The sequence below is a fragment of the Paenibacillus sp. J14 genome (assembly GCF_000518465.1).
GTDB classification, from domain to species: Bacteria; Bacillota; Bacilli; order Paenibacillales; family Paenibacillaceae; genus Fontibacillus; species Fontibacillus barengoltzii.
Genome location: NZ_JADQ01000011.1, coordinates 83,626 through 96,425 on the forward strand (window position 1 = coordinate 83,626; position 12,800 = coordinate 96,425).

Annotated in this window: 12 protein-coding genes; all 12 read right to left on the reverse strand. The window is 53.6% G+C overall.

Going from position 1 to position 12,800, the window contains the following annotated elements; all coding sequences use genetic code 11:
- Positions 1-13: 13 nt before the first annotated feature.
- The gene (csaB, locus tag M891_RS0105780; protein ID WP_028538162.1) at positions 14-1,159 is read right to left on the reverse strand and encodes a polysaccharide pyruvyl transferase CsaB; all 1,146 of its coding nucleotides are present in this window, start codon (positions 1,157-1,159) and stop codon (positions 14-16) included.
- Positions 1,132-3,150: a DUF5693 family protein gene (locus M891_RS0105785; RefSeq protein WP_028538163.1), complete on the reverse strand. Its 2,019-nt coding sequence runs from the start codon at positions 3,148-3,150 to the stop codon at positions 1,132-1,134. Before M891_RS0105785 ends, csaB begins: the two co-directional genes overlap by 28 nt.
- A gap of 65 nt (positions 3,151-3,215) precedes the next feature.
- Positions 3,216-4,934 (reverse strand): phospho-sugar mutase, encoded by a 1,719-nt coding sequence (locus M891_RS0105790; protein WP_028538164.1) that lies wholly within the window; start codon positions 4,932-4,934, stop codon positions 3,216-3,218.
- A gap of 40 nt (positions 4,935-4,974) precedes the next feature.
- A complete protein-coding gene (fabZ, locus tag M891_RS0105795; RefSeq protein WP_016314156.1) occupies positions 4,975-5,397 on the reverse strand; it encodes a 3-hydroxyacyl-ACP dehydratase FabZ in 423 nt (140 codons plus the stop codon).
- Positions 5,398-5,719: 322 nt separating this feature from the next.
- Positions 5,720-5,920 (reverse strand): DNA-directed RNA polymerase subunit beta, encoded by a 201-nt coding sequence (locus M891_RS0105800; protein ID WP_028538165.1) that lies wholly within the window; start codon positions 5,918-5,920, stop codon positions 5,720-5,722.
- 12 nt (positions 5,921-5,932) lie between these two features.
- The gene (locus M891_RS0105805; RefSeq protein ID WP_028538166.1) at positions 5,933-6,754 is read right to left on the reverse strand and encodes a flagellar hook-basal body protein; all 822 of its coding nucleotides are present in this window, start codon (positions 6,752-6,754) and stop codon (positions 5,933-5,935) included.
- Positions 6,755-6,792: 38 nt separating this feature from the next.
- Positions 6,793-7,695 carry a flagellar hook-basal body protein gene (locus M891_RS0105810; protein WP_016314159.1) on the reverse strand — a complete coding sequence of 301 codons (903 nt, stop codon included), beginning with the start codon at positions 7,693-7,695 and terminating at the stop codon, positions 6,793-6,795.
- A gap of 77 nt (positions 7,696-7,772) precedes the next feature.
- Entirely contained in the window at positions 7,773-8,771 is a 999-nt protein-coding gene (locus M891_RS0105815) for a rod shape-determining protein (RefSeq protein WP_016314160.1), read from the reverse strand.
- A gap of 246 nt (positions 8,772-9,017) precedes the next feature.
- Entirely contained in the window at positions 9,018-9,302 is a 285-nt protein-coding gene (gene spoIIID, locus M891_RS0105820; protein ID WP_016314161.1) for a sporulation transcriptional regulator SpoIIID, read from the reverse strand.
- Positions 9,303-9,819: 517 nt separating this feature from the next.
- Positions 9,820-10,566: a M23 family metallopeptidase gene (locus M891_RS0105825; RefSeq protein ID WP_009223750.1), complete on the reverse strand. Its 747-nt coding sequence runs from the start codon at positions 10,564-10,566 to the stop codon at positions 9,820-9,822.
- A gap of 100 nt (positions 10,567-10,666) precedes the next feature.
- Positions 10,667-11,719: a stage II sporulation protein D gene (gene spoIID, locus M891_RS23405; RefSeq protein WP_232228296.1), complete on the reverse strand. Its 1,053-nt coding sequence runs from the start codon at positions 11,717-11,719 to the stop codon at positions 10,667-10,669.
- 695 nt (positions 11,720-12,414) lie between these two features.
- Entirely contained in the window at positions 12,415-12,789 is a 375-nt protein-coding gene (locus M891_RS0105835) for a winged helix-turn-helix transcriptional regulator (protein ID WP_028538167.1), read from the reverse strand.
- Positions 12,790-12,800: the final 11 nt, after the last annotated feature.

The following is a 12,800-nucleotide window of genomic DNA, read 5'->3' on the forward strand; positions in this document are numbered from 1 at the left end:
ACCTGTTCACCCATCACTTTCGTAAAAATTCAACGATCCGCCGCGCGGGCACCCGTGCCTCCCGCTTCAGTTCGGCTATTTGCGCGGCGTGGGTTTTGCGCCACGTCCCGGCTTCCTGCAGGAGGCGCTCCCCTTCCGCGGCCAAGATCCGCGGATCCAGCTCCTCCGCGGTCCCCACCGGGACGCTTCCGATGCGACCTAAGAAATGGTCGATCTTCGGGTCATACGAGACGCCGAGCAGCGGGACGTTCTGCGAGGCGGCGTAGATCAAGCTGTGCAGCCGCATGCCGATCAGCAGGCTGCACTGGCTGACCTCCCGCAGCATATCCTGCGGGTGCTCCGCCTCTGGCGCAATGCTTACGGTGCAACCGCGTTCCGCTACATTTCCCAACCGTTCCATCACAAAGCGCGAAGCTTCGTCGTCACCTGGGAAATGGAAGGGCAGAAAGCGGATATGCACCGGCTTGCGGCGGCAGAGCAGCGAGAGCCCCTCGGCCAGCTGCGCAAGATCGGTTCGCGATGGGTTCCAGAAGCGAACCGATACGCCCACGACCGGCAGCTCGGAAGCGGACTCGCCTTCCTCGCCGCGCCCTTCCGAGGAGCCATTCGCAGGCTCCCGAAGTGTCAACCCCATCACCGGGTCAGGCACCACCTGGATGGCATCTTTGCCGCGCAGCCCCATGTCCCGGAGCAAGCTGGCCGATTCCGCATCGCGTACGGAAATATAGTCGCAGCGCCGGAACACCGAAGCGATCAAAGGCCGGAACAGCTTGCGGTTCACCGGTCCGATGCCTTGAGCATACACGAAGGTCGGCTTGCCGAGCCATTGCGCCAGCTTGATGATACCCAGATAATACGGAATCGACTTAATCCCCGTCGCATCCTGCAGCAAGCTGCCGCCCCCGCTGATCAATCCGTCGCTGCTCTTTATAGCCTTCCTTACCTCGCCGAGTTTCATCCGGTGCACAGCGTCCACCCCATATGTGCGGCTTGTCCATTCCGGATCGATGGACAGCACAACGGGCTTGATGTCCACGCCCGAGGTAAGGCCTTCTTCTTCCAACGCGGTCAGAATCGATTGAAGCACCGCTTCGTCCCCGCTGTTGCGAAATCCGTAATACCCTGATAGAACTATGGTTTTAGTAGCCGTGGCGACCATTTATCCCAGCACCTTTCAATGATTTGCCAAACGAGAACGGCAATCAAACCAATCACAAGACCAAGTCCGAGACCCAGAACATCGCGGATCAACGAAAGTACGGCCGGCGTGTGAATATGTGCGAACGTGTCAACCATCGACAACTGGCCCATCACCGCGATAATCATCGCGAACATCGCCCAGCGATAGCGGAATGCGGCAAACAGGCCAACGATAAAGAGCGGATGCGCCAGCAAAAATTCTTTGTTCCGCGGCCGAACACCAAAGGTATTCTCCAGGAAAGAACGGAAGGCCGCTTCACCCGGCAGCAATGTTCCCGCATTTCCGGTGCGGGACAGGTAGTACAGTGCCACCACGCCAAGTACAGCAGCAACGACAACCCATAGCACCGTAATCCGCATGCTAAGCCATTTGCGCAATTCCTCCCAAACCGAGTTGCCCCGGTATAAGAAGACATACACGGCGATCAGCAGAATCGGCGCCAAATGCAGCAGGCTGACGCCGCGGAATTGATTCAGCACCAGGCTGTACGTAATGTTGTTCAGAAGCGCGATCACAAACGGTACTGCAAATAGAGACAACAACGCGGTTTTGACATACAACACAATCGTATGCGTCAGCCGCCGTCCACCCGAGAGATTCGGATGCTTCTCCTGAAGCTCCTGCACCTTGCGAATCGCCAGCACCATTGCAATCGTCGGCGCACTGATGGCGACGAACAAGGCTAGTGCCTGTTCGAGCAATACCGGCTTCAGCACGTACAATCCAGCCGACCCCACCAGGCCGATCACAAAAGCAGCCAGCGCAAGCGACGGCAGGAAGCAGGATATCAGCAATGCGACAAACGCCACGCCTCCAAGGACAACCAGTGCTTTCAGATATCTTTGCCAGCTGGCATCGTGAATCGTGAAGGCTTCGGCTTGTCCCAGCTCAAATCCGTTGTTTTCGATCCGTTGCACCGCATTCCCCGGAGCTTGCAGCGCGTCGATCAGATTATCGATGGGATTCGTAATCGACGCTTTCGCCACATCTTTGGAAGCCGAAGCGTTCAGGTACACCATCCGGATGTTCCGGTCTTTGGTCGCCAGAACGAACCGGTCAGCCAGCGTCATTTTATCTTGCGAAGCCTCCGCATCCGACAAGGAATGCAGGCGCACAACGTTATAGTCAATCAGGTAAGCCAGTTTGTTGAAGCCTTTTTGCGGCGCCTTCAAATTCTCGATGGCCGCGATGCCGATGTTATATTTTTTCAGCAAATCCGCAAAACCTTGAAGACTATGCTTCGCTTCATCCTCGCTAAAGCCTTTCACCGCTTCGCCGTCGAACAGAATGCGATTTACCCCGTTTTCAGCGAAAAAGGCCAGCAGTTGATCCATCTCTTCCTGATCATAAGGGATATTGTCCGAAAGCCGCGGCAAAATCGTAAAGCCTTTCTCCCGCAGCATGTTAAACGCAATCGGATCTAGCGGCATCGGCTTCATCATCGCTTCTTCCATGCCCATACCGATCGCGAGACCGCCATGATCTTGATACTGCCAGCTTGCCACCGGCACGTCCAGCTTGCGGAATGCCGCTTCGATCATCGGCTTCAACTGCGCTTCGTTCTCCGCACTTGTAAACGCCAGGTAGGTGTAATTGCCGCTATTCGTCACGACAGTACTATTCAGCTTCGCAACTTCCAACGAACTAAACACCATAATCCGGCGCGCTTTCACCAATTCATCCAGCGTGCTTTCAAACATCGCCATGGTGCCCACGCCAGCTTCCTTCAGACGGTCCAGCTGCTCGTCCATATACGCCTGCGGATTCGCCTTATACGATGCGATATCCAGCAACCCTCGATAATTAAAGACGAACTCCACTTTGTTTGCGGAGGATTCCGTTTGAACCCGCTGCGCGATCACTGGCACAGAAGCCAGGATACCGACAATCACCAAAACCCACAACAATTTTCGGGAAGCGTTATTCCACCGCTGCCAACTTCGAATCACTAAGGTACCTCCTCAAAAATGCATGAATCCACATCTGTTATTTGTTTCCCCAACCTGCTTGCCGATTATTGATCGACGCGAGCAAGAACATCTTCCTGAATCCGATTCAGACGTGCCTTGGCATCTTCCGTCGATGTACCGCAAACGCCAAAATAGAATTTAATCTTCGGTTCCGTACCCGAAGGACGCAAGCAGAACCACGAACCATCATCCAGCAAAAACTTCAATACGTTCTCCTTCGGCAAACCGTCGAGACCTTGCGAATAATCCAGTACTTCGGATACACGCACGCCCCCAATTTCCTTCGGCGGATTGCTGCGGAAGGCTTCCATCAGCGCACCGATTTGGGCCAGCCCGTCTTTGCCTTTCAATGTACGGGAAGCCAGCGTTTCGCGGTAATAACCGAACTGTTGGTACAGTTCCTCCAATACGTCAATCAAGGTCTTGCCTTGGCGTTTGTAATATGCCGCCGCTTCACAGATCAACATGGAGGCCACAACGGCATCCTTGTCGCGCGCATAGTTGCCCGCCAGATATCCATAGCTTTCCTCATAACCAAACAAATAAGTATACTCACCGGAAGCTTCAAATTCGTTCATTTTCTCCCCGATATATTTGAAGCCGGTCAGCGTGTTAAACACCGTAGCCCCATAATGACGGGCAATCGCAGCGCCAAATTCGCTGGTTACGATCGTCTTCACGACCGCGCCATTGTTCGGAAGCGTTCCTCTTTCCTTCATTTGACTTAATACATAATGAACGAGCAAGGAGCCCGATTGGTTACCGGTAAGAATTTCATATTCCCCGTCCCGCGTGCGCACAACGGCACCCATCCGGTCCGCATCAGGGTCTGTACCGATCAAGATATCCGCGCCTACTTGTTTGCCGAGGTCGATTGCCATCGTGAATGCTTCCCGTTCTTCAGGGTTCGGAGACTTCACCGTTGGAAAATCACCATCCGGCAACTCCTGTTCCTTCACAATGTGTACTTGGGTAAAACCAAGCTTCTCCAAAGCACGGCGAACCGGAAGGTTCCCTGTTCCATGCAGCGGCGTATAGACCACCACCAGATCTTTCGCTGCTCCGGAAGCCATGAGCTCGCGATTAACACTGGTGTTCGCTACCGTATCCGCAAAGGCTTCATCCTCATCGGCACCCAGCCATACGAGCAATCCCTTCGCTTCCGCCTCTTCGCGGCTTAACCGTTTGACTTGGGCGAAAGAAGCCACTTTCTGAATCCGAGCAATAACCTGCTCCGCTTCATGTGGAACGAGCTGGCCGCCTGTCGAGTTATAGACTTTATAGCCGTTGTACTCGGGCGGGTTGTGACTTGCAGTGATGACGATGCCCCCGGTCGCCTTCTGAGCGCGTACAGAGTAGGAGAGCTGCGGCGTTGGACGCAGCGACGGGAACAGCTTGGCTACGATACCGTTGCCGGCCAGTACCAAAGCCGCTTCCAGCGCAAATTCCGGCGAGAAGTGACGGCAATCATGCGCGATGACAACGGAAGGCGCCCCGGCCTGACCCGCATGCGCTTCCAGAATATATTCGGCAAACCCTTGCGAAGCACGGGCTACCGTATAACGATTCATGCGGTTACTCCCGGCGCCGATCGTACCGCGCAACCCGCCTGTCCCAAACTCCAGGTCACGATAGAAACGGTCCTCGAGTTCTGCCGGGTTATTTTCCAAATCACGTAATTCCTGTTTGGTTGCTTCATCGATTGTAGGGTCCTGCAGCCAGCTCTCCAGCTTCTCACGGACAGCATTACTGATTTCAGTCATGGATAGGTTCTCCTCCTTAAGTAATCACGATGACGCCCCATTAAGACAAGGCGAACATGATGTCTCCCTCAGCAACAACTTTATCGTCCACTTTGGCAATGGCGTGGCCTTTACCAATGGAGCCCTTCATCCGGGTCACTTCGACTTCCAAGCGCAGTGTATCTCCCGGAACGACCTGCCCGCGGAAGCGGAATCCATCGAGTCCAGCCAAGAAGCCGATCTTCCCGCGGTTCTCCTCAACGTTAAGAATCGCAACAGCCCCAACCTGGGCCAGCGCTTCCGTAATCAATACGCCCGGCATGACAGGGTATCCCGGAAAATGCCCGGTAAAGAACGGCTCATTAATCGTGACATTCTTAATCCCAACGGCACGTTTGCCTTCCTCCAGCTCAATAATACGGTCCACCAGTAAGAACGGAGGACGGTGCGGCAAGATTTCCTGAATTTGGTTCGTGTTTAACATATGTACGTCTCCTTTCGGTTTAGGGCATGAGTTTCGGATTGGGCGCATCCCAACTTGAATAAAAATGCGGGTATCCGTTCACACTGTAGATATCCTTCGCCTCTGCAGAAGCGAAGGTTAAGATAAGGGGCTTATCCGCAATTGACCCCCCGGTCGATTACGGATACAGCCCTTTTGACGGTTTTTCTCACCTAAGTCCCCCATCATTATACATTTTTCGCCTACAAAAAGAAAACTCCCGTTAGCCGAGAGTTTGTGGACATTTTTGTTATTTTCGTTCGGTTTCTTCTATTATATATATATAGAGACGATTTGAATGGCCTTATGGAGCAAAGACCAAGTCAAATACATGCTTCCAAGTTGCCCAGTTCCAAATATCGGACAATTCTTGTTTGCCAAACACAACATACCCTACGACCATACCTGCCGCCAGAGCCGCAACAAGAACGAGCAACACAAGCACGATCTTCAGGATGACGATCCAGGCCGGCCGTTTGCTCACCGGTTGACTGTCTTCACTCATGAAGCATCCCACCTATCCGCGCAAGTTGTTGGCTAGACCCATCATCGTCTCACCTGAGGTTAGCGCACGAGCTGTCAATTGGTAGGCGCGCTGTACCTGAAGCATCTCTGCCATCGCTTCCGTCAAATCTACGTTAGAGGCTTCCAGCGCCCCTTGGCGCAAGCTGGCCCGTTGCTCCTGCGGAAGGGTAAGGGTATCTACCATCGCTTCAGCAGGGTCAACCCCCGCAGCCAGAACAAAGAGGTTTCCGTCTTTCTGAACGAGGACATCCGGCTTCTCCGCCGTCAACAACGCGATTCGTCCGACTTCCGTTGTGCCTTCTCCATTGGTAGCCAGGATATTTCCTTCTGCATCAATGCTAAGCTTGGCATCGGACGGGAACGTGATCGGCTCGCCTTCGGCGTTCAAAACGACATACCCGAGTTGATTGACCAAGAAGGCCGACTCGGCATCATCTGGATCCGGTTGAATGTGAAAATCCCCACCCCGGGTATAAGCAACGATCCCTTCCGGCGACAATACGCTAAACATCGCATTGCCTTGAATGGCCAAATCCGTCATATTGCCAGTCTCTTGAATCGAACCCTGAGCATAATTGACAGTGACCTGCGACATTCTAGAGCCAAAGCCCAGAGTGAATCCGGACGGTGTAGCCCGGCCCGGCAGATTCAGATCCGAAGTCTGGTTCTGCACCCGAGTCAGCGTGTCTTCAAAGTTAGCTTCTTTTCGTTTATACCCTACTGTGTTCGTGTTAGCGATATTATCGGCCAGCAAGTCCAACCGTTGCTGAATCCCGCTCATCGATACCATCGCGCTGATGACGGTGTTATTCATGCCGCACCTCCTGTATTAAGCAAAGCAACCAGACAGGATCACTGTACTTTGCCAATTTCATTAACTGCTTTATCCAAGCTTCTATCGTAATATTGAATAATTTTTTGGTTGGATTCATAAGCGCGTTGCGCGGCCAGCAAATCCACCATAGACTGGGCAGTATCGACGTTAGATACCTCAAGATAGCCTTGGCGCACCACAGCCCCATCCGTTCCAGGCACCAGTCCGCGGACTCCCGCCGCCTCTTCATCCGCCACCCGGAAGACGCCGTTGCCTTCACGGACAAGCTGGTAAGGCTGCTCTACCACGGTAATCCCCAAAGTCCCCAAGTTCACCAGGGCACCGGTATTATCCACGGCCGTTAAATTACCCGCTTCATCGCTGGACAATGTGTTCACAGACAAGCCCGCATCTAGAATAATCGGATTGCCGTCGGTGTCCAACACCCGATAACCGGTGGATGTTCTCAGTTCTCCCGCCGCATTCACCGCGAAGCTGCCATCCCGGGTATATCGTACATTCCCCTCGTTATCTTCCACGGCGAAGAAGGCTTGCGGTTGATAAATCACTTCGCCGTCCGCAGTCACGAATTTACCGGAGGCGTCAAACGCATAAGGCTCACCCGTTTCCGGGTTCTCCAAGCCAAGCTCCGAGATTAAGGCAAAATCGGTATTCTTCCCGGTTTCCTTCAAATCTCCTTGCGTAAACGCCGGCAAGCTCTCTTCCGCAAACACCCCGGTTACCAGCTTCCCGATTTGCTTATTGTTTCCTGACTGCTTGTCCCCCATCAAGGAAATCAACATTTCGGGAAAAGAGCGCGCTACGGTGTTCACCGATTTGTAGCCCGGTGTGTTGAGATTGGCAATATTCTGCGTAACTGTATCATGCCGCCGTTGTTCAGCGATCATGCCGGATGCTGCGGTATAGAGACCTCTTAGCATGACTTACCTCCAGACGCTATGTATTCGAAATGCCCTATTGTTCTGAGCAATTCATTCCTCTTTATTATATCGGACGATTAGAACTTTCTTCTTAGCACCTTGTCCAAATTATCGAGCATAATCCCCGTACCCTTAACCACACAGTGCATTGGATCTTCCGCAATCAGCACCGGTACGTGAAGCTCTTCGGCCAGCAGCTCGTCCAACCCGTTCAGCAGAGCGCCTCCCCCGGTCAAAATCACGCCGCGGTCAATGATGTCGGCGGACAATTCCGGCGGAGTGCGCTCCAGCACCGATTTAGCGGTGGTAACGATGGAGGATACCGGGTCAGCCAGCGCCTCCTGGATCTCATTCGCCGTGATCGTCACGGTCAGCGGCAATCCGGATACCATGTCCCGTCCGCGGATGTCCATCTCCGCCTGCCGTCCGTTCGGGTGCACCGTTCCGATTCCAATCTTGATATCCTCTGCCGTCCGTTCCCCGATCAACAGCTTGTACTTCGTTTTAATATATTTAATAATGGCAGCATCAAACTTGTCCCCAGCGACTTTAAGCGACGAGGCCGTGACGATGTCTCCCATGGAGAGCACCGCCACATCCGTCGTCCCGCCGCCGATATCGACAACCATGTTGCCGCTCGGTTCGAAAATATCCATGCCGGCCCCAATTGCGGCCGCTTTTGGTTCCTCTTCTAGATACACTTCTTTGGCACCGCTGTGTTCGGCGGCTTCGCGAATCGATTTCTGCTCAACCGACGTAATATTCGTTGGCGCGCAGATCAGAATTCTCGGATGGCTGTACCAACTGCGTCCACCCACCCGGTCGATAAAGTACTTCAACATCGTTTCCGTAATTTCAAAATCGGCGATAACTCCGTCCTTCAAGGGACGAATTGCAGTGATATTTCCAGGCGTACGTCCTACCATCCGCCTAGCTTCCTCACCAACGGCCAGTACTCGTTTCCCATCGCTGTCAATGGCGACGACGGAAGGTTCGTCAAGTACGACTCCCTTTCCCTTGATATGAATCAGCACATTGGCCGTGCCTAAATCAATCCCAATATCCTTGCCCATCATTCGATCCCCCAAAGCGTATTTTTGTAAATCACGGAAAGGACGTAGCGGTCCTACCTCATGTGATATGGCAGAAGTGTCCCGCTGACGAGGTGTTCTTAATCGACAAAAGTCGAAGAATATTGCGAAATTTCGGGATAAATGGATGAAAATCCACATCATCTTATACCATATTTAAAAATACCATACTTTAGGGGATTGATTCAATGATTATCGTTCGATGAGCGAACTAAATAAATTCATTACGCTTTAATTCACAGAGCTAATCACCTCGCGTTTGTTTTGGCCTTTTTTCTTATACTTGATCTTCGTTGCTTCACCGCCGCGCAAGTGTCTAATCGATTTGTGATATTCGAGAATGTGCTTCACCTGATCCGCTAAATCCGGATTAATCTCCGGCAAACGTTCGGTTAAATCCTTGTGCACCGTGCTTTTCGAAACGCCGAATTCCTTGGCGATCGTCCGAACTGTGTGCCGTGTCTCCACGATGCACCGTCCAATCTTTATCGTCCGTTCCTTGATGTAATCGTGCACGCTCCCGCCTCCCTCAACTCGAGATAGTTTGGTACATTATATGAGGGGCGGGCTTAGATATTCTTTGTTTCCAAGCGTGACAAGCCTTTGCGGGGCCTTTTATTTTACCGTTGGTTACTAAGGGAGTAGCTGCAGCTCGGTTGGACAAGTGAAGTGAAGTGCGTAAAACGGAGTAATGGAGTTACCATCTTCATGCTTCATAAAGGACTTTTTTGGCCTTATTTGGGCGTTCGAGCTTGATCTGCACGAGATAAGGACAAAATAGGCTCTTATTTGTCTCGATCCTCAGGAAAACAAGCCTTATGAGGCTTGGATCAAAAAAATAAGGCCAATATTTTCCCTTATTTACTCGGGAAGCCGGAATTTCCGGTAAATAAGGCCTTTTTGTACCCTTATTGCGAATGAGGACAAAAAAACGGAGAGCTCTTCGCTCTCCGTCAGGCCTGCTGCCGTAGTCCTCGATGTTTGGATCGGCTGGCAGTGCCTTCACATGGGATGGATGGGTTATTGCAAAACGTTAGTTTTTCGGAAGTACAGATTCCGGATTCACCAGCTCGCCATTTTCATAAATTGCAAAATGGACGTGGTTATCCAAATCCTTCTCCACTTCGTTGCGGCCAGCGCTGCCGATAATGTCGCCTTGCTTCACTTCGGCATCCTTCTTCACCTTAACTTCGCCTAAGCTTTCGTAGACCGTCTTCAAGTTATTGGCGTGCGTAATTTCCACCACATACCCGAGGAGCGGCACTTCTTCAACCCGCGTCACTTTCCCGCTCATCGCAGCCGTGACTTCGAAAGGTTTGCGGTCTTCACGCGCCAAGTCGATCCCGGTGTTTGGCGTAAACGTATCGTTGTACTGCACCAGGGCGGCTTGATGTTCTTCAGCCGTGCCGTCCTTCTCATAGAACGGCTTCACTACACTCACTTCGGCGGCATTTACTACCGGCCAAGCGAGATCCTCGGAGGAGGCGATGACTTCGGTTGCTTCTTCCTCTGTCGTTCCCTCTCCCGTTGCGGCTTCCTCTTCGCCAGACAGGTTCACGGTGTCGGTTACGCTGGCGGGGGTCGAGTCCATCGGCTTGTTGCTCGCATCCTGGTAGACCCACACTAAGGTTAGTATAATTGCCGCTGCCGCCACATACGCTGCCGGGTAAACCCATCTCTTAGACAATAATCTCTTCCACGCGGATACCGGCTTTACCGGTTCTCCCAGTCCCATTTTAGGAGATTCCTCGTGACTTGTTTTTTTCTGGTTTTCATTCATTTGCTCATCACCTCAGTAACCAGTGTTACCGGGGTGAACTCTTTTATACTTCGTCTATATACTTTTTTTCAGAAAAAAGAGAAACTTCGCCTTCCATCATCTACTTGAGAAAATGGGAGACCTGCTGAAACGAGATTCCCGTGTAGTAGTGTTTGAGGATTTGCGTGGTCGTATAACCCTCTTTCGCCATCCCGTTCGCTCCCCACTGACTCATGCCCACCCCGTGGCCGTAGCCGTAGGTGGTGATCTTCACCGTATCGCCCGTCACCGCCAGCGTAAACTGGCTGGAGCGAAGATCCAGCTTCTCCCGGACTTCCCGGCCAGTGTATACCTTGTCGCCAATGCGAATCTCTTTCACGCGATGCCCGGTCGTCCAAGAGAGAATCTTAAACAGCTTATCGGCACTTAGCTTCGATGCCGCCGCTTTCGCTTCGGTTTCTCCCTGGTCCAACGCAGCCAGCGCCGTCTGAACCGGCTCCGGCACTTTCTGGCCTAGCTTGGCGTAAAGCTGGGGGAGCGGCATTTCCACGGTTTCGCGGTTGTTCGGATTGATCGCGGCATCCCAAGGGCTTGGCACGCTGCGCAGATAAGGAATTTTCAGCGACCAATATTCCTCAGAGTTCTCTGTGTATCCGCCGCTGGAAGAGAAGAAAGAGGCCGTGATTGGCTGTCCGCGGAACGTCATCACGATTCCTGCCGTCTGCCGGACGGCTTCGCGCAGCTTCTTCAGCTCTGCACCCTTCCCCCGGTTCGGCCACTCTTCTAATTCGGAACGAGGGAGATAGACTTGATGTTCAATGGTGTCGTTAACATCCGCGGCTTTGTTCCCGGTGCCTGAGGTCTCTCCAGCCGCCAAGCGCTGGACGATAAAGGTACGCGCGGCGATGGCCTGCGCTTTAAGTGCCGCGAGCTCGAAATCCGCCGGCATCTCGGCGGCGAGGACGCCGGTGACATACTGCTCGAGCGGCACGGTCTCGACCACGCCGGTGCGCGTGAGATAGACGCGCACCGGCGGTCCGCCCGCCGCAGCCGCATCCGCAGCGTCCGGCTGCGCGGGCGGCGCCTCCGCGCGAGCCGCGTCCTCTGAGCGCGGCTCCGCGGCCGGCGGCACGGCGGCAGACGGCGTCTGCGCCGCCGCCGGGTCGTGGCGCACGGCGGGTGCCTGCGCCGTGCGCCACGCGATCAGCGCTGGCAGCAGCAGCGCCAGCGCGAGGAGCGCCGCCGCCACAGGGGCGGCGCCGGTGCCGCCGAACCATCTCCGCCCGAGGCGGGAGAGGGTTCGGCGCGGCCGCGTGCGGACGCTGACACGCACGCGGGTCTCCGGCGGCACCACTTGCAGCAGCGGTGCCGCCGGCGGCGCCCCGGGCCCTGCCGTAAATTTCGCCCTGGCCGTGCCTTCATGGACAGGCTTAGCAGTCCCCGCACTCCCGTGTTGTTCGCCTCCTCCTTTTCCACGCGCCTGACGTAACTCCGTCGCTTGTCCCGATTTCGGTTCAATCTTCATCATAGATACGGGCACGGACTTCGCCGTCGCTTTTGCCCCGTCATTCCTCAATGGCCGGCCCACGACCTGATGGTTTATGGGAAGATGCCTGCTTTCTTCTTGGCTTTGCTTAACCTCTCGGCGAGGTGCCACATTGACTTTGACTGCTTGAGATCGTTCCTGCATCGATGGATTCCCCCCGCCCTCATCATGCTGCCTTCCTAACGAGCTAGTAACCTAGCTTTCTGCCCTTATATCGTTTGTCCGCTATACTTATAGATATGAGTTTTGAGGGATTGCTAGAACAACAAAAAGACCCGATTTCTCGGGTCCCTTGCAAAAGCTTCTAGATTTTATAGAAACGATCAACCTTGGTCTTCCATCTTGTTCAGAAACGGAGCCGTCTTCTTATAGGTTTCGCCCCATTCCTTCATTTGGATAATGATCGGAATTAAGGTTTTGCCAAATTCCGTTAAGGAATACTCCACCTTTGGGGGTACCTGGTGATATACCTCGCGATGAACGACGCCATCCTCCTCCAGTTCGCGAAGCTGCAGCGTCAACATCCGTTGGGTAATCCCGGGGCAAATTCGGCGAAATTCGTTGAATCGAATCGGCCCGTTCATCAAATGATATAACAAGACCCCTTTCCATTTGCCGCCAATCACATCCAGCGTGAACTCTACCGGGCAGGCTTCATCGTTGGGACAAAAGCCATAACCGCTCTTGCGATTGCGCATTGCTGCATCCC

Bases quoted from the DNA above. Each gene is read 5' to 3' on its own strand.
- csaB (WP_028538162.1), bottom strand. From the start codon at position 1,159: ATGGTCGCCACGGCTACTAAAACCATAGTTCTATCAGGGTATTACGGA.
- M891_RS0105790 (WP_028538164.1), bottom strand. From the start codon at position 4,934: ATGACTGAAATCAGTAATGCTGTCCGTGAGAAGCTGGAGAGCTGGCTG.
- fabZ (WP_016314156.1), bottom strand. From the start codon at position 5,397: ATGTTAAACACGAACCAAATTCAGGAAATCTTGCCGCACCGTCCTCCG.
- M891_RS0105800 (WP_028538165.1), bottom strand. From the start codon at position 5,920: ATGAGTGAAGACAGTCAACCGGTGAGCAAACGGCCGGCCTGGATCGTC.
- M891_RS0105805 (WP_028538166.1), bottom strand. From the start codon at position 6,754: ATGAATAACACCGTCATCAGCGCGATGGTATCGATGAGCGGGATTCAG.
- M891_RS0105810 (WP_016314159.1), bottom strand. From the start codon at position 7,695: ATGCTAAGAGGTCTCTATACCGCAGCATCCGGCATGATCGCTGAACAA.
- M891_RS0105815 (WP_016314160.1), bottom strand. From the start codon at position 8,771: ATGATGGGCAAGGATATTGGGATTGATTTAGGCACGGCCAATGTGCTG.
- M891_RS0105825 (WP_009223750.1), bottom strand. From the start codon at position 10,566: ATGAATGAAAACCAGAAAAAAACAAGTCACGAGGAATCTCCTAAAATG.
- M891_RS0105835 (WP_028538167.1), bottom strand. From the start codon at position 12,789: ATGCGCAATCGCAAGAGCGGTTATGGCTTTTGTCCCAACGATGAAGCC.